14 protein-coding genes and 1 pseudogene are annotated in these 15,715 nt (G+C 74.6%); 5 read left to right on the forward strand and 10 right to left on the reverse strand.

Features of this window, described 5'->3' with window-relative positions; genetic code table 11:
* Positions 1 to 180: 180 nt before the first annotated feature.
* Positions 181 to 624, forward strand: a complete 444-nt coding sequence (locus RIM90_RS08715; protein ID WP_309060056.1) for an SIP domain-containing protein — start codon at positions 181 to 183, stop codon at positions 622 to 624.
* Here RIM90_RS08715 and RIM90_RS08720 read toward each other — a convergent pair.
* Positions 533 to 1,352, reverse strand: a pseudogene (locus tag RIM90_RS08720) (hypothetical protein); the annotation flags it as partial. The gene RIM90_RS08715 and the pseudogene RIM90_RS08720 sit on opposite strands and share 92 nt — an antisense overlap.
* Positions 1,349 to 2,158: a phosphatase PAP2 family protein gene (locus tag RIM90_RS08725; RefSeq protein WP_309060017.1), complete on the reverse strand. Its 810-nt coding sequence runs from the start codon at positions 2,156 to 2,158 to the stop codon at positions 1,349 to 1,351. The gene RIM90_RS08725 and the pseudogene RIM90_RS08720, both read right to left, overlap by 4 nt.
* Before the next feature lie 251 nt (positions 2,159 to 2,409).
* Here RIM90_RS08725 and RIM90_RS08730 point away from each other — a divergent pair, with 251 nt between their 5' ends.
* A complete protein-coding gene (locus RIM90_RS08730; RefSeq protein ID WP_309060018.1) occupies positions 2,410 to 3,024 on the forward strand; it encodes a TetR/AcrR family transcriptional regulator in 615 nt (204 codons plus the stop codon).
* A 142-nt stretch (positions 3,025 to 3,166) separates the two neighbouring features.
* On the opposite strand, the gene RIM90_RS08735 is transcribed toward RIM90_RS08730, so the two are convergent.
* Positions 3,167 to 4,147 carry a DUF2510 domain-containing protein gene (locus RIM90_RS08735; RefSeq protein WP_309060019.1) on the reverse strand — a complete coding sequence of 327 codons (981 nt, stop codon included), beginning with the start codon at positions 4,145 to 4,147 and terminating at the stop codon, positions 3,167 to 3,169.
* A gap of 328 nt (positions 4,148 to 4,475) precedes the next feature.
* On the opposite strand from RIM90_RS08735, the gene RIM90_RS08740 reads away from it, so the two are divergent.
* Positions 4,476 to 7,169, forward strand: a complete 2,694-nt coding sequence (locus RIM90_RS08740) for an AAA family ATPase (RefSeq protein WP_309060020.1) — start codon at positions 4,476 to 4,478, stop codon at positions 7,167 to 7,169.
* A 199-nt stretch (positions 7,170 to 7,368) separates the two neighbouring features.
* On the opposite strand, the gene pcaD is transcribed toward RIM90_RS08740, so the two are convergent.
* The 6 genes from pcaD to RIM90_RS08770 are packed head-to-tail and all read right to left on the reverse strand — an operon-like array spanning position 7,369 to position 12,601.
* On the reverse strand, positions 7,369 to 8,490 hold the full coding sequence (gene pcaD, locus RIM90_RS08745; protein ID WP_309060021.1) for a 3-oxoadipate enol-lactonase: 1,122 nt from the start codon (positions 8,488 to 8,490) through the stop codon (positions 7,369 to 7,371).
* Positions 8,487 to 9,818 (reverse strand): 3-carboxy-cis,cis-muconate cycloisomerase, encoded by a 1,332-nt coding sequence (gene pcaB, locus RIM90_RS08750; protein ID WP_309060022.1) that lies wholly within the window; start codon positions 9,816 to 9,818, stop codon positions 8,487 to 8,489. The genes pcaD and pcaB overlap by 4 nt, the downstream gene beginning before the upstream one ends.
* Positions 9,815 to 10,420 carry a protocatechuate 3,4-dioxygenase subunit alpha gene (gene pcaG, locus RIM90_RS08755; RefSeq protein ID WP_309060023.1) on the reverse strand — a complete coding sequence of 202 codons (606 nt, stop codon included), beginning with the start codon at positions 10,418 to 10,420 and terminating at the stop codon, positions 9,815 to 9,817. Before pcaG ends, pcaB begins: the two co-directional genes overlap by 4 nt.
* A 5-nt stretch (positions 10,421 to 10,425) precedes the next feature.
* Entirely contained in the window at positions 10,426 to 11,205 is a 780-nt protein-coding gene (pcaH, locus tag RIM90_RS08760; RefSeq protein WP_309060024.1) for a protocatechuate 3,4-dioxygenase subunit beta, read from the reverse strand.
* Positions 11,202 to 11,846: a CoA transferase subunit B gene (locus tag RIM90_RS08765; RefSeq protein WP_309060025.1), complete on the reverse strand. Its 645-nt coding sequence runs from the start codon at positions 11,844 to 11,846 to the stop codon at positions 11,202 to 11,204. Before RIM90_RS08765 ends, pcaH begins: the two co-directional genes overlap by 4 nt.
* Positions 11,846 to 12,601, reverse strand: coding sequence for a CoA transferase subunit A (locus RIM90_RS08770; RefSeq protein WP_309060026.1), 756 nt, complete (start codon positions 12,599 to 12,601; stop codon positions 11,846 to 11,848). Before RIM90_RS08770 ends, RIM90_RS08765 begins: the two co-directional genes overlap by 1 nt.
* Before the next feature lie 224 nt (positions 12,602 to 12,825).
* Here RIM90_RS08770 and RIM90_RS08775 point away from each other — a divergent pair, with 224 nt between their 5' ends.
* Positions 12,826 to 13,290: a MarR family transcriptional regulator gene (locus tag RIM90_RS08775; RefSeq protein ID WP_309060057.1), complete on the forward strand. Its 465-nt coding sequence runs from the start codon at positions 12,826 to 12,828 to the stop codon at positions 13,288 to 13,290.
* Between the two features lie 34 nt (positions 13,291 to 13,324).
* On the opposite strand, the gene RIM90_RS08780 is transcribed toward RIM90_RS08775, so the two are convergent.
* Positions 13,325 to 14,323: a DUF3048 domain-containing protein gene (locus RIM90_RS08780; RefSeq protein ID WP_309060027.1), complete on the reverse strand. Its 999-nt coding sequence runs from the start codon at positions 14,321 to 14,323 to the stop codon at positions 13,325 to 13,327.
* A 196-nt stretch (positions 14,324 to 14,519) separates the two neighbouring features.
* Here RIM90_RS08780 and RIM90_RS08785 point away from each other — a divergent pair, with 196 nt between their 5' ends.
* Positions 14,520 to 15,710, forward strand: coding sequence for a zinc-dependent alcohol dehydrogenase (locus tag RIM90_RS08785; RefSeq protein ID WP_309060028.1), 1,191 nt, complete (start codon positions 14,520 to 14,522; stop codon positions 15,708 to 15,710).
* Positions 15,711 to 15,715 lie beyond the last annotated feature (5 nt).

Consider the following 15,715-nt stretch of genomic DNA (forward strand, 5'->3'; position numbering starts at 1 on the left):
CGGTTCGCACGGCTCGGGTCCCCGGCCGGCCCGGAGACGGAGACCGGTCCGGTGACCCCGACGGTCCCGGCCCGGGACCGGTCCGCCGACGGCCGGGCCCGAGGCGCGGGTGTACGGGGGCCGGAGAGCGAGTCCCCCGAGGACGAGGTGCCGCTCCCGGGGTCCCACGACCCGGAACGGGTGCACCGCAAGGGCGCCTCACCGGTCTCCCCGGACACGCTGCTGCGCGCGGTGTCGGGTCCGCACCTCCCCGCGGAGCCCGGGGCCGCCCGCGTCGCGGGCGAGGCACGCACGGGCCGGGCGATCCGGGACCACCTCGTCCGTACCCGCTCGTGGCCCCGTGCGCGGATCAGCGTCGAACCCTCCTGGACGCCCGGCGAGCGAGGGCTCCACCACCGAGCGACGCCCCTGGGGGGGGGGAGGGGACGGGCCTCCCCGCCCGCTCCCCGCGCAGCCCCTGTGTGCGTCGCGGGCGGCCGGGCGGGCGGTCGGCGGATCCCGGGAACCGGCCGGCCCCCGGGATCCCCCGCCCTGCGGGGTGTCGCGCGGGTCAGGAGCACCACGCCCCAGGAGGCGAGCCCCGCCCCGGTCAGCGCCGACAGCGCACCCACCGGTCCGCCCTGAAGCCGCTCGCCGAGCAGGCAGAGCCCGATCACCCCGGCCGCCACCGGGTTGGCCAGCGTCACCACCGCGAGCGGGGCGCCCAGCCCGCCCCGGTAGGCGGTCTGCGACAGCAGCAGCCCACCGGTCGCGAAGGCGGCCACGAGCAGCGCCACCCCGATCACCTGGACGCTCGGCAACGACCCCGACCGGTCCGTCACCGCGACCGTCACGGTCCGGGTGAGCGCCGAGGCCACCCCGGAGGCGATGCCCGAGGCGGTCGCGTGCCGCAGACCGGGCCGGGAACCCGGCCAGGCGAGCACGCCGATGAGGGCCGCCGCGCCGCCCGCGACCACCAGCGCCTCGGGGACACCCAGCACCCGGTCGGGCGCCGCGCCGGACGCCGTGACCAGGATCGCCGCGAGGCCGGCGAGAGTGAACGCCGTGCCCCGCCACTCGACCGCGCCGACCCGCCGCCCCGCGATCCGCGCCCCCAGGGGCACCGCGGCGACCAGGGTCAGCGCGCCGAGCGGCTGGACCACGGTCAGCGGACCGTACCCGAGGGCCACGACGTGCAGCAGCGCGCCCGAGGCGTTCAGCGTGACCGCCCACCACCAGGCGCCGCCGGCCGGCAGCCGCGGCGTGCCGGTGCCGGAGGTCCGGGAGGCCAGGCGTTCCTGGGTGACCGCCGCGGCGGCGTAGGCGACGGCCGAGACCAGGGACAGCAGGACGGCCACGAGGACGGCGCTCATCGGCCCGTTCCCGCCGGCGCCCGGTCCTTCGCCGGTGTGTGCCGGGCCCGGACCCGTCCCGCCCCGGTCGCCGTGTGCCGCGGTCGGCGCAGCACCGCGAGCGCGAGACCGAGCAGGGCCGCCGCGACGAGTGCGTCCAGCCAGAAGTGGTTCGCCGTGCCCACGATCACCAGCAGCGTGAGCAGCGGGTGCAGCGACCACAGCCACCGCCATCGCGAGCGGGTGGCGGCGATCAGGCCGATCGCCACCATCAGCGCCCAGCCGAAGTGCAGGGAGGGCATCGCCGCGAACTGGTTCGACAACTGGTCGGTCTGCGGCGGGCCGTAGACCGACGGCCCGTACACCCGCGCGGTGTCCACCAGACCCGTGGCGGCGAGCATCCGCGGCGGGGCGAGCGGGAACACCAGGTGCAGCACCAGCGCGGCGGCGGTGACCGCGGCCAGCGCCCGGCGCGCCCAGGTGTAGTGCGCCGGACGGCGCAGACAGAGCCAGACCAGGAAGGCCGCGGTGGCCGGGAAGTGGACGGCCGCGTAGTAGGTGTTCGCGAGGTGCACGAGGCCGTCCCCGTGCAGCAGCAGGGACTGCACCGCGCCCTCACCGGGCAGGCGCAGCGCGCGCTCCAGGTGCCACACGTCGTGCCCGTTGCGGAGGGCCTCGCCGGTGTGGCCGGCCGCCAGCCGCCGGCCGGCCTTGTAGACGAGGAAGAGCCCCGCGACGAGCAGGAGCTCCCGGACGAGCGGCGGGCGCGCCGGTCCGCCGGACCCCGCAGGGTCAGGCGCGTTGCGGACGTTCGTCCCCCGGCTCATCCCCGGCCCTTTCACTGACGGCGGTGCTGTCGTGGTGCTGACGGAGCCGCCGACTCGTGGACCGGGCCCAGTTCACCGGTGCGCGCGGGTACCGACTCCTATCGATACGCTCCCGTACCGATACGCCAGTGTACCGATACGATTCCGTACCGGTACACTGGCGTATCGATTGACATGGGACACACTGGAGTGCGCACCCCCGGGGGACGCACTCGCCGTTCAGGAGCACGAAGGGCAAGGGAGCCGAGCCGATGACGCCGCAGGCCGCGGACCGACCCGAACCGGTCGGCACCTCGCGCCGCTCCAAGATCACGCCCGAGCGTGAGCAGGAGTTCTTCGACGCCGTACTGCACCAGATCCGCGAGTGCGGCTACGACGCCGTCACCATGGACGGGATCGCCGCCAGCACGCGGTGCAGCAAGTCCACGCTCTACCGGCAGTGGCGGACCAAGCCGCAGTTCGTCGCCGCCGCCCTCCGTGCCAACCGGCAGGTCCGGCTCGCGGGCATCGACACCGGCACGCTCGCCGGCGATCTGCGCGAGGCCGCGCGGTGCGCGGGCCAGTGGTCGGCGAAGGACACCACGCTGCTCCAGGCGCTCGGGCACGCGGTCCTCCAGGACCGGGAACTGGCACGGGCGCTGCGCGAGGCGCTGGTCGAACCGGAGGTCGCCGCGCTGCAGGAGATCATCCGGCGCGGCGTCGAGCGCGGGGAGGTCGCGGCCGGGAATCCGGCGCTGGAGTACATCCCGGCCCAGATCTTCGGTGTGCTGCGGATCCGGCCCATCCTGGAGGGGGACAACGCCGGCCCGGACTACCTGCTCCGGTTCGTGGAGGCCGCCGTGCTGCCGGCGCTCGGCCTTCGATGAGACCCGGTCCGCCGTCCACGGGATGACCGGACGGCGGTCCGGCCGCGCCGCACCGTGGGGACGGGGGCGGCGCGCACCCCCCGGCCGGGTGGGGCGCCCCTTGAGCGGAGGGGCGCCCCACCCGGCCGCCGCGGGTTCCGGGTCAGACGTCCCGCCCGTTGCCGCCGCCCGACGCCGCCTCGATGCCCTCGGCGATCTCGTCGAGGACGGACTGCGTCTGATCGGTGTCCACGCCGAAGCGGACCACGACGATCTGCTGCGGCCGCGCGGGGGAGGGGAAGGCCAGCGACTGGACGTACCCGTCGGCGCCCTTGCTGGTGACCGCCTTCCAGCGCACCAGGTAGCCCTTCTGCCCGGCCACGGTCACCGCCTTGGAGGCGAGCACCTCGTGCGAGGTGATCCTTCCGTAGGAGTCGCCGCCGTAGGACTCCTCGGCGTTCGCGGAGATGTCCGCCTTGGCGACCTCCTCGGCGGTGGAGCCGCGGGTGCCGAGCGCCCGGGCCGGTGCCGAGTACGCCCCGCCCTTGGTGCAGGTCTTGGAGGTGTCGCCGGGGCAGTCGTACGCGTCCTTCGACGTCACCTGGGCGCCCACCGGGAGCTCCTGGCCGTACCAGCCGTCCGGGACGGGCAGGCTGATACCGCTCAGTGCGTCGGTCACCGATCCGCTCTCGATCCGCGGCGGCCCGGACGCGTCCGGGCCCGGGCTCTCACCGCCGCCGTCCGGGCCGCCGGAGCCGCCGCCGCCCGGACCGCCGTCCCGTCCCTCCGGTCCCCGCGAGGCCGCGGAGGTGCCGCCCCCGCCGTCGTCGGTCAGCGCGTACACGCCGACTCCGATGCTCGCCAGCACGGCGACGGCCGCGGCGACGGCTGTCCCGATCCGTATCCCGCGCCCCCGGCCGGACGGCGCCTGCGCGGGATACGCCGGAAGGGCCGGGTGAGCCGGGTACGCCGGGTACGCCGGCCCGGCACCGCCGCCCGCCGCCGGAGGACCCCAGCCGGCGGCCGACCCCGCCGGACGGACCCGGTCCGTCCAGGCCCCGCCGTCCCACCAGCGCTCGGTGGGCGGTCCGTCATTCTGCTGCCCGGGGTCGGGGTACCACCCGGGAGGAGTCACCTGCGTCATGCCCCCACCGTATGAGGCGTCGGTGAAAGCCGGATGAGAGAGATCCGTCATATGCCCCGAGGAGCGGGCGGAGCACCCGGCGGGTTCCTCCGCCCCGGCGCGCCGGTCGCACCGCCACCGTTCTCCCCGCGCTCGCCCCGCGTTCGTCATCTCCCGCGGCTTCGGCAAGTGTTGACCGGCAGCCCCAGGTGAAGGGCGGGACGCGTCGACCCCTCGCCCCCGGCGTCACCCGTCACGGCAACAGCTGCCCCGACCTGCCACCACCGGGGCGGCCGGAGGACTACGCTCAAGGTCTGTACGTCGTTCGGGCGACTGGGGAGGTAGCGGGATGACGGAGGTACGGCCCACGGTCGCCGCCTCGGCTTCCCTGTGGGAGCGCGACGAGGAAGTCGCCGCCCTCGCACAGGCGGTCGACACCCTGTGTGCGGACCGCTCCTCGCCCGGCAGCCTGCTGGTGCTCTGCGGCGAGGCGGGTCTCGGCAAGACCGCGCTGCTGGCCGAGACCCGGCGCATCGCCGAACAGCGCGGCTGCACCGTGTGGTCCGCCCGCGGCGGCGAGACCCTGCGCTCCGTTCCCTTCAACGTCGTGCGCCAACTCCTCCAGCCCGCCCTCGTGTCGATGCTGCCGGAGGAGGCGCGCGAGTACCTCGGCGACTGGTACGACATCGCCGGCCCCGCCCTCGGCGTAGCGGAGCCCGGCGCCCGGCACGCCGACCCGCAGGGCGTGTGCGAGGGACTGATCGCCGCCGTGCGCCGGCTGGCCCGCAGGGACTGGCCGCTGGTGCTGCTGATCGACGACGCCCACTGGGCCGACCAGGAGACCCTGTACTGGCTCGCCGGGTTCGCCGAACGCCTGGCGGACCTGTCCGTCCTCGTCGTGGTCGCCCGCCGGCCCGGCGAGATATCCGGAGCGAGCGCCCGCCACCTGGACGCCGTCGCCGCCGCGGCCGACCGCCCCGTCACCACCCTGAGCGCCCTCACCCCGGCCGCCACGGCCGGACTCACCCGCGCCACGCTGGGCGAGAACGCCGACGCCGCGTTCTGCCGCGAGGTGTGGGCCGTCACCGGCGGCAATCCCTACGAGACCGTCGAACTGCTCGCCAAGGTCCAGGACAGCCAACTCGAACCAGTCGAGGCCCACGCCGGCGAACTGCGCGAGCTGAACCGCTCCGCCCGCGGCGGCGGCCTCGTCGCCCGCCTGGAACAACTCGGCATAGACGCCACCCGGTTCGCCTGGGCCGCCGCCATCCTCGGCTCCGACATCACCGTCGACCTGGTGGCCCGGCTCGCCACCCTCGACCACGACGACGCCGTCCGCTGCGCCGAACTCCTGCGCACCGCCCGCATCCTCACCGCCCCCGACCCGTCCACGGGCCGCACCGGACCCGCCGACCTCGAGTTCGTCCACCCGCTGATCGCCACCGCCGTCTACAACTCCATCCCCGACGCCCTGCGCCGCGCCATGCACGGCATCGCCGCCCGGATCGTCACCGACTCCGGGCGCGGCGCCGCGGCGGCCGCCCGCCACCTCCTCGAAGTGCATCCGGACGACGACGAGGAACTCGTCGGGCAACTGCGCGACGCCGCCCGCGAACACCTCGCCGTCGGGGCCCCGGACGCCGCCCGCCGCTGCCTGGAACGCGCCCTGGAGGAACCGCCGCGCCCCGAGGTCCACGCGCACGTGCTCTACGAACTGGGCTGCGCCACCTTCCTCACCGCGCCCGCCCGGACCATCGGCCATCTGCGGGCCGCGCTCGGCATGCCCGGCCTCGACGGCGAGAAGCGGGTGGACGCCGTGGTCCGGCTGTCCCAGGCGCTCCTCCACAACGACCAGATGGAGGAGGCCGTGCGCACCGTCGAGGCGGAGGCCGCCCGGCTCGGCTCCGGCCCCGCCCACCTGCGGCTGCGGGCCGTGCAGTTCATGTGGGAGGGCATCCACGCCGGCGAGACCACCTCCCCCGGCCGCTCCGAGCGGCTGGCCGAACTCGCCGCCACCTGCACCGGCCGGGACAACTCCGAACGCGTGCTGCTCATCCTGCGCGGCTTCGACGCCATGATGCGCGGCGAGAACGCGGAGGAGGTCGTCGAACTCTGCGACCGCGCCCTCGTCAACGGCCGCCTCGCCCCCGGCCTCGGCTGGACCGACTCCGAGTGGGGCGTCGAACTGCTGCTGATGCTGACCAGCGCCTACGCCTACACCGACCGCCTCGACCGCGCCGAAAGCCTCTGCAACGAGGCCCTGCGCGCCTACGAGACCGCCGGCTGGAGCGGCGGCCACCTCGCCCTGGCCCACGCCTACGTGGGCCTCGGGCACCGCAGGCGGGGCCGGCTGGAGGCCGCGGAGCGGTCGCTGCGCGATGCCCTGGACCTCGCCGAACGCGTCGGCCGCGGACTGCCCCTGTACTGGACGGTGACCTGCAACCTCGTCGACACGCTGCTCGTCCGCGGCCATGCCGACGAGGCCTGGGCGGTGGCCGAGCGGCACGGCTTCGCACCGCCCTACCCGTCCACCGTCGTGCTGCCCGACCTGCGCTCCGTGCGCGGCCGGCTGCTGCTCGCCGTCGGCCGCACCGAGGAGGGCGTCAACGAACTGGAGGCGGCGGAGAAGGCGGCGGCCGCCCGCGGCCACCACAACCCGGTGCACGTGTTCGGGGCCGCGGACCTCGCCCGCGCCCTCGCCACCGAGGACCCCGCCCGTGCCGCCCGGCTCGCCGTCGACATCCGCCGGCGGGCCGAACGCTTCGGCACGGACACCGCCATAGGGGAGGCCCTGCGCGTCGCCGCCGTCCTGGAGACCGGCCAGCGCGCGGTCCGCCTCGCCGCCCGGGCGGTCGGGTACCTGGAGTCGTCGCCCTGCCAGTACGAACACGCCGCGGCCCGCGTCGAGTACGGCGTCCTCGCCCGCTCCCGTGCGGACCTCGAGCGGGGCCTGGCACTGGCGCGTTCCTGCGGCGCGGACGGCCTGGCGGAACGCGCGCTGGCCGAACTGGCGACGGGCGCCGGACACGTGTCGTCGCGATGACACGTGGCGGTGGCGGGCCGCGGCCACCGGGACGGCAGCGCGGCGCGGACCGCGGCCGGTGCCTCCTCGCAACCGGTACCGAGGGAGCCGACGGCGGAGACGTCCTGCGGGGCGGCCGCGACCGCACGCGTCCCGCCGCGGTCCCCGCCCGCCGCGACGAAGGCGCCTGCCCGGCCCGGCGCCGGAGGGCAACGCGGAGTCAGGAGCGGCCTTCCTCCTCCAGCACCCGCTGGGCCGTCGCGAACGCCGAGTTGGCCGCGGGCACCCCGCAGTACACCGCCGTCTGCAGCAGCACCGCCCCGATCTCCTCGGACGTGAGCCCGTTGCGGCGCGCCGCGCGCACGTGCATGGCCAGCTCGTCGTGGTGGCCGCGGGCGACCAGCGCGGTGAGGGTGATCATGCTGCGCTCCCGGCGGGAGAGCGTCGGATCGGTCCAGATCTCGCCCCAGGCGTAGCGCGAGATGAAGTCCTGGAAGCGCGCCGTGAACGGCGTCTGCCGGGCCTGCGCCCGGTCCACGTGCGCGTCGCCCAGCACCTCGCGGCGCACCTCCATGCCGCGCCCGGCAGCCCCGTTGAGGTGTGCCCGCAGCGCCGTCAGCACCGCCTCCGGACACTGCGCCGGCGCCAGGTGCGAGGCCCCCGGGATCTCCACGAGCGCGGCGCCCGGCACCGCGTCCGCGATCTGACGCAGATGCGCGGGCGGGGTCGCCGGGTCCTCCCGGCCGGCGATGAGCAGCGTCGGCGCCTCGATCTCCGCGAGCCGTTCCCGCAGGTCGAACGCGGCCAGCGCGTCACAGCAGGCGGCGTACGCGTCCGGATCGGCCTCCCGGTGGTCCCGCACCAGCCGCGGCACGGTGAAGCCGGGGGTGAACCAGCGGGCGCCGGCGCTCTCCGCCAGCCCGGCCAGCCCCTCGCGCCGCACCAGCGCCGCCCGCTCCTCCCACGGCTTCGCGCCGTTGAAGTGCGCCGAGGAACAGATCACGGCCAGCGACGACACCCGCTCCGGGTGGTGCACGGCCAGATGCAGCCCCACCGCACCGCCGAGCGAGACTCCCGCGTACCCGAACCGCTCGATGCCGAGCGCGTCGGCGAGCGCCAGCACCAGCTCCGCCAGATCGCCCACGGTCGCACCGGCACCGATCAGCCCGGCCGCCGAACCGCCGTGCCCCGGCAGGTCCCAGCGGACCACCCGGTGCGCGGTGGACAGCTCGGACGCCACCTCGTCCCACAGGGCGTACGACGTGCCGAGCGAGGGACCCAGGAGCAGCGGGGGAGCGGAAGCGGGGCCTTCGGCGCGGTGGTTGAGGAGGGTGTCGGTCAACGTCGCTCCAGAGAACGGTCGGTGAGGACACCGGCGGAGCCGGTGTAACGGGAGGGATCGCTCGCGGCGGCGACGTCGAGGTCCTTGGACTCCGGCTCCGCGGCGAGCAGTTCACCGAGGTCGCGCCCCTCCTCGTACGCCCGCCGCGCCAACCGCGTGAGCAGCTCCCTGGCGCGGGCGCGGCCGAGCACGGGCGCCAGCTCGGCGGACAGCCGCTCGGAGACGATCAACCCGTGGGTGAGTTTGAGGTGTGCGCGCATGGCGTCCGGGTGCACCCGCAGCCCCTCGGTCAGTTCGGCGGCGTCCCGGGCGGCACCGCCGACCAGCCGGAGCAGGTCCCTGAGCGGTTCCCACTCGGCGTGCCAGGCCCCGGCCGGCCGTTCGTCCCCGGCCGCCAGCGCGCCGTACAGCGTGGCCGCGAGCTGCGGTGCGCGCCGGGCCGCCGCCGCGATCAGCGTCGACCGCACCGGGTTCGCCTTGTGCGGCATGGCGGAGGAGCCGCCGCCGCTGCCCTCGGCGACCTCCGCGATCTCGGTGCGGGAGAGGGTGAGGACGTCCACCGCGAGCTTGCCCAGCGCGCCGGCGGTGAGGGCGAGGCACCCGGCGAGGTCGGCGATCGGTGTGCGCAGGGTGTGCCAGGGCAGCGGCGGTTCCCGGAGCCCGAGTTCCCGGGCGTAGGCCGCCGGGAGCCCGGTCGCGTCCTCGGCGCCGTACGCCGTGAACGCGGCCAGCGTCCCCGCCGCGCCCCCGAGTTGCGCGGGCAGCGAGCCGCGTACCGCCGTCACCCGGTCCCGGGCGTCCAGCACCAGCGACCGCCATCCGGCCGCCTTGAGCCCGAACGTCGTCGGTACGGCGTGCTGGGTGAGCGTCCGGCCCGGCATCGGGGTGTCGCGGTGCTCGGCGGCCAGGCGGGCCAGCGCCCGCTCGCAGCGGGCGAGGTCGGAAAGGACCGGGGCCAGGGCGCGGTGGGCCACCAGCATCATCGCCGTGTCCATGATGTCCTGGCTGGTCGCACCGCGGTGCACATAAGGGCCGTACGGTTCGCCGACCGCCCGCGTCAGGTCCGCGACCAGCGGGATCACGGGGTTCCCGCCGGTCCGCGCCCGCTCGGCGAGGGACGCGAGGTCGAAGCGTCCGGGGCCGGCCGCCTCCGTCACCGCGGCCACGGCCCCGTCCGGGGCGAGCCCCAGGGCGGCCTGGGCCCGGGTCAGCGCCGTCTCCGCGTCGAGCAGTGCCCGCAGGAACGCCGCGTCCGCCGTCTCGGCCGCGGCCGGGGAACCGGCCCACCCGGGAGCGAGCAGACCGGTGTCGGAATCGGCTGACGTCACGTGAACTCCAGGAAGACCGTCTCGCCCTCGCCCTGAAGGCGGATGTCGAAACGGTACGTGCCGCGGCCCTCGTCGTCCGCGATCAGCGTGTCGCGGCGGTCGGCGTCGAGGCGGGCCAGCAGCGGGTCCGCCGCGAGTGCCGCCTCGTCGTCCGGCAGGTAGATCCGGGTGAACAGGTGCACCAGCAGGCCCCGCGCGAAGACGCACACACTGAGGTACGGCGCGCTCCGGCCGCGCGCTCCGGGGCGCAGGGTGCGCGCGTACCAGTGGCCGTTCGCGTCGGTCTGGATCCGCCCGAAGCCGGTGAACTCCACGCCGTTGCGGCCCAGGAAGCCGCCGCTCGCCGGATCGCGCCGCATCGAGCCGTCCGCCGTCGGCAGGTCGCCCTCCGGGTCCGGCCCCCACAGCTCCAGCAGGGCGTCCGGCAGCGGCCGGCCCTCGCCGTCGTACACGTACCCGTGCACGGTGACCGTGTCCGGATGCCCGAGCGGTGCGATCTCCTCGCCGCCGGGGAACGGCAGCGCGTAGCCGTAGAAGGGGCCGACGGTGTGCGAGGGGGTGGGCAGCACGTTCTCGGGCCTGCTCGTGTCGATCTTCGTCATGGTGGTCAGCGCCCTTCTTCCATCCAGGTGGCGTTCGGGCCGTCGAGCACGATGTCCCAGTGGTAGCCGAGGGAGAACTCCGGCACCGACAGGCTGTGGTCGTAGGTGGCGACCAGCCGCTGCCGGGCGGCGTCGTCGGTCACGGACTGCAGGATCGGGTCGTACGGGAACAGCGGGTCGTTGGGGAAGTACATCTGCGTCACCAGCCGCTGGGTGAACGCCGTGCCGAAGACGGAGAAGTGGATGTGCGCCGGCCGCCAGGCGTTGACGTGGTTGCGCCACGGGTACGGGCCGGGCTGGACGGTGGTGAAGCGGTAGCAGCCGTCGGCGTCGGTGAGGGTGCGGCCCACGCCGGTGAAGTTCGGGTCCAGCGGGGCGTCGTGCTGCTCGCGCTGATGGGCGTACCGCCCGGCCGAGTTGGCCTGCCAGATCTCCACCAGCTGACCGCGCACGGGACGGCCGTCGCGGTCCAGCAGCCGGCCGGAGACGGTGATGCGTTCACCGACGGGCTCACCGTGGTGCTGCCGGGTGAGGTCGTTGTCGGTCTCGGTGATGTCCCGCTCCCCGAACGCGGGGGAGGACAGCTCCACCAGCTCCGGGTCCTTCGACACGTCGATGGCGACCGGCGGCTGCCTGGGGTGGCGCAGCACCGAGGAGCGGTACGGCGCGTACTCGCGACGCGGATGGTGCTCGACGGGCGCGCCGCCGGCGATCCGCTTCTCGTACGCGGCGCGCTCGGCCGTGATCTCCCGGTCGATGTCGGCTTGTGTCAGAGCGTCGGTCACGACAGGCCCTCCCCGAGGGTGAGTTCGGCTCCGGTCTTGGTGGTGATCTCCTCGACGGTCACGCCGGGAGCGGTCTCGACGAGGACGAGTCCGCCGTCGGTGACGTCGAGGACGCCGAGGTCGGTGATGATCCGGTCCACGCACGCCCTGCCGGTCAGCGGCAGCGTGCACTCGGCGAGGATCTTCGGCGAGCCGTCCTTGGCGGTGTGCGTCATCACGACGATCACGGTGCGGGCGCCGTGGACGAGGTCCATGGCACCGCCGATGCCGGTGACGAGCTTGCCGGGCACCGCCCAGTTGGCCAGGTCCCCGTGCGCGGACACCTGCATCGCACCGAGGACGGCGACGTCGATGTGCCCGCCCCGGATCATCGAGAAGGACAACGCCGAGTCGAAGAAGGAGGCCCCCGGCAGGACGGTCACGGTCTCCTTGCCGGCGTTGATCAGGTCCGGGTCGACGGCGTCCTCGGTGGGGTAGGGGCCGGTGCCGAGGATGCCGTTCTCGCTCTCCAGCACCACCTCGACACCGGGCGGGAGGTGGTTGGGGATGAGCGTGGGCAGTCCGATGCCGAGGTTGACGTACTGGCCGTCCCCCAGTTCGCGGGCCGCCCGCGCGGCCATCTCCTCCCGCGTCCAGGCCATCAGCCGCTCACCGTCCGCTTCTCGATCCTCTTGTCCGCCGCCTGCCCGGGCGTCAGCGCGACGACCCGCTGCACGAAGATCCCCGGCAGGTGCACCGCGTCGGGGTCGAGGGCGCCGGGCTCGACCAGCTCCTCCACCTCGGCGATGGTCACCCGGCCGGCCATCGCCGCGAGGGGGTTGAAGTTGCGGGCGGACTTGTTGAACACCAGGTTCCCGTGCCGGTCGCCCTTCGCCGCCCGCACCAGCGCGAAGTCGGTGCGGATGCCGCGCTCGAGTACGTACTCCACGCCGTCGAACTCCCGCACCTCCTTCGCCGGGGAGGCCAGCGCCACCCCGCCGGAGCCGTCGTAGCGCCACGGCAGCCCGCCCTCGGCGACCTGCGTGCCGACCCCCGCCGGTGTGTAGAAGGCAGGGATGCCCGCGCCGCCCGCGCGCAGCCGTTCGGCGAGCGTGCCCTGCGGGATCAGCTCCACCTCCAGCTCCCCGGCCAGGTACTGCCGGGCGAACTCCTTGTTCGCGCCGATGTAGGAGCCGGTCACCCGGGTGATCCGCCCCGCCGCCAGCAGCACCGCGAGGCCGGAGTCCAGCGCCCCGCAGTTGTTGGAGACGACCGACAGGCCGCCGACCCCGCGCCCGTACAGCGCCCGGATCAGCACGTCCGGCACACCGCTCAGCCCGAAACCGCCCACCGCCAGCGACGCACCCTCCGGTACGTCCGCCACCGCCTCCGCGGCGGAGGCGACCACCTTGTCCATCCGAGGAACCCCCCATCCCTTCCAGCGGACCCGACCCTCATTAGTCAGGGCACTGAGTATTTCCGCGAGGTTGCCCTCACGCTGCCATCGCGAGGCCGAGAGCGTCAATACCCCGGAGGATCCGATGTCAGGACAGGTGCGAGGACGTCAGATAGTCGTCCCTGCAGCGGGTATCGTTCAGTGCACCGACGAAATCGATGACGAAACCGACCGTGGAGGCGCGCATGGCCGCGGTGGACCTCACCACCCATCCCGGACACCTGGCCCGGCGGCTCCAGCAGGCGCACCACCTGCTGTGGAACACGATGGTCTCCGAGGAGACCACCTCGCCGCAGTTCGCCGTCCTCAACGCGCTCGTCGCCGAACCGGGCCTGGACCAGCGGACCGTGGGGGAGCGGGTGGGACTGGACCGGTCCACCATCGCCGAGGTGATCAGCCGGCTCCTCCGGCGCGGACTGCTCGACAAGGTCCGCGATCCGCAGGACGGCCGGCGCTTCCTGCTGCGCCTCACCGACGACGGCGTACGCACCCACCGCAAGCTGGCCGTGCGCACCGCGCGGATGAACCAGGTCTTCCTGGCCCCGCTCGCCACCGACGAGCAGGCGGTGTTCCTCGATCTGATCCGGCGGGTCGCGGACGCGGCCGAGGGGCTGCGCAACCCCGCCGGGTCCCCGGCCGTCCCGCGCTGACCGGACGGACCGGGCACCGGGCGGACCGGGTCGGTCAGGGGGCCTCCGCGTACACCACCCACACCTGACCGGGTGCGAAGGTCATCCGCTCGCCGTCCCCGGTGGTGAACGAGGTGCCGTCCTCGGCGGTCGGGCGGTTCCAGCGCGCCTCGTACGCACGGCCCTCGCGCAGCACGGTGGCCTCCCCGGAACCCACCGTCTCGGTGTACGGGGTGTTGTTGCCGAGGAAGTCCCGGTAGCCGGAGCGGCGCACGGTCACGTACTGCACGACCACGGTCGCGGGCGCCAGCCGGTCGCCCCCCGCGGTGGTCGCGGGGACGCCGTCCATCGAGACCGGCCAGCGGCCGTCGGCGTCCGACCAGGTGAAGGTGAAGCGGGTCGCCGGGTAGCGCACCGTGAGCGCGTCCTCCGGTTCGCCGCCCGCGGGAGGCCGACCGAAGCGGAAGCCGGTGGTCAGGGCGGCCCGGCCGGGCGGACCGTCCATGAGCCGCTCCGGCCGCAGGTACAGGTTGTGCGGGGCGGGACGGTCCGTGCCCCGGGCGTAGACGCCGGGCGACGACTCGGGTGTCACCCCCTCCAGCGGTGCCCGGTCGATCAGCGGCAGGAGCTTGCCCTGCGCCCCGGAGAAGGCCAGGACCGGCCGGTCGAACTGGCGCAGCAGCTCCAGGTCGGACTCACGGGCGCTGCGCACCGGCCCGACGGACTCGGGGAGCCGGGTGGCGTACACCGCCATCAGCCGGCTCAGCCCGCCCTCGACCTGTTCGACGTACACCACGTCCGCGGCGTCCACGCCCGTGTGGGGCCGGGCGGCAGGGGCGTTGTCGATCTTCACCGCGAGCACGGGGGGGCCGTCCGGTCCGCTCGGCCGCGGCTCCCGCGCGGACGGCGCCGTCGAGCCGCGCCCGTCGTCGGTCGAGCCCCCGGACGTCGTGCAGCCGGCCGCCAGGCCGGCCGTCATCAGGACGGCCAGCAGGGCCCTCGTCGCCGTGCCGCGCCGCGTGCGCGCCTCTCGTCCCGTGCCCACCGTCGCCACCGTGCCTGCCTGTGTCCTGGAGTGTCTTGATTATGTGCTTTTCCGATCGTCGTTGGCCATACGCGATCGGTGGCCATGCCGCGCGGTGGGTCCACCGATCGGCGCAGCGATGCGCGGTTGGGCCCGGGACCGCTCGGGTACCCGGGGCCCCACCGCATCAGCGACACACCGGCCACGACGGAGGGAGCGGGCGGCGATGAGGGCAGTGACCTGGCAGGGCAAGCGGGACGTGCGGGTGGAGAACGTGCCCGACCCACGGCTCGAGGAGCCGACGGACGCGATCATCCGCGTCACCTCCACCGGACTGTGCGGATCCGACCTGCACCTGTACGAGGTGCTCACCCCGTTCATGACCCCGGGCGACATCCTCGGCCACGAGCCGATGGGCATCGTCGAGGAGGTCGGCGCCGCGGTGCCGGACCTCCAGGTCGGCGACCGGGTCGTGGTGCCCTTTCAGATCGCCTGCGGCAACTGCTGGATGTGCCTGACCGGGCTGCCCACGCAGTGCGAGACCACGCAGGTCGGCGCCGAGGGCATGGGCGCGGCCCTGTTCGGCTACACCCGGCTGTACGGCGCCGTCCCGGGCGGCCAGGCCGAGTACCTGCGGGTCCCGCAGGCGCAGTACGGTCCCATCAAGGTCCCCCAGGGGCCGCCCGACGACCGGTTCGTCTACCTCTCCGACGTGCTGCCCACCGCCTGGCAGGCGGTCGCCTACGCCGGGATCCCGCAGGGCGGCAGCATCGCCGTACTCGGCCTCGGCCCCATCGGCGACATGGCCTGCCGGGTCGCCCAGGTCCGGGGCGCCGGGCGGGTCTTCGGCGTGGACCTGGTCCCCGAGCGGCTGCGCCGGGCGCGCGAACGGGGCGTGGAGACCTTCGACCTGCGCTCCTTCGACGACGAGAAGGAACTGGTCGCCGCGATCCGCGACCAGACCGACGGCCGCGGCCCCGATGCCGTGATCGACGCCGTCGGCACCGAGGCGCACGGCAGCGTGATGGCCCGCATGGTGCAGAACGCCTCGTCGATGCTGCCCCGCAAACTGAGCGGCCCGATGGCGGAACGCTTCAGCATCGACCGGCTCGCCGCCCTCTACACCGCGATCGACCTGGTCCGGCGCGGCGGCACCCTCTCGCTCGTCGGCGTCTACGGCGGCATGGCCGACCCGATGCCGATGCTCACCCTGTTCGACAAGCAGATCCAGATCCGCATGGGGCAGGCGAACGTCCGCCGCTGGAGCGACGAGATCATCCCGTACCTCACCGACGAGGACCCCCTCGGCGTCGACGACTTCGCCACGCACCGCGTGCCGCTGACCGACGCGCCGCACGCCTACGACATGTTCCAGCGCAAGCAGGACGGCGCGGTCAAGGTGCTCATGCAGCCGTGACCGGC

This window comes from Streptomyces sp. (assembly GCF_031181555.1).
Classification (GTDB): domain Bacteria; phylum Actinomycetota; class Actinomycetes; order Streptomycetales; family Streptomycetaceae; genus Streptomyces; species Streptomyces fimbriatus.

Excerpts from the sequence above, each read along its gene's own strand:
- RIM90_RS08725 (WP_309060017.1), bottom strand. The coding sequence starts at position 2,158 with ATGAGCCGGGGGACGAACGTCCGCAACGCGCCTGACCCTGCGGGGTCC.
- RIM90_RS08730 (WP_309060018.1), top strand. The coding sequence starts at position 2,410 with ATGACGCCGCAGGCCGCGGACCGACCCGAACCGGTCGGCACCTCGCGC.
- RIM90_RS08735 (WP_309060019.1), bottom strand. The coding sequence starts at position 4,147 with ATGACGCAGGTGACTCCTCCCGGGTGGTACCCCGACCCCGGGCAGCAG.
- RIM90_RS08740 (WP_309060020.1), top strand. The coding sequence starts at position 4,476 with ATGACGGAGGTACGGCCCACGGTCGCCGCCTCGGCTTCCCTGTGGGAG.
- pcaG (WP_309060023.1), bottom strand. The coding sequence starts at position 10,420 with ATGACGAAGATCGACACGAGCAGGCCCGAGAACGTGCTGCCCACCCCC.
- RIM90_RS08765 (WP_309060025.1), bottom strand. The coding sequence starts at position 11,846 with ATGGCCTGGACGCGGGAGGAGATGGCCGCGCGGGCGGCCCGCGAACTG.
- RIM90_RS08770 (WP_309060026.1), bottom strand. The coding sequence starts at position 12,601 with ATGGACAAGGTGGTCGCCTCCGCCGCGGAGGCGGTGGCGGACGTACCG.
- RIM90_RS08775 (WP_309060057.1), top strand. The coding sequence starts at position 12,826 with ATGGCCGCGGTGGACCTCACCACCCATCCCGGACACCTGGCCCGGCGG.
- RIM90_RS08785 (WP_309060028.1), top strand. The coding sequence starts at position 14,520 with ATGAGGGCAGTGACCTGGCAGGGCAAGCGGGACGTGCGGGTGGAGAAC.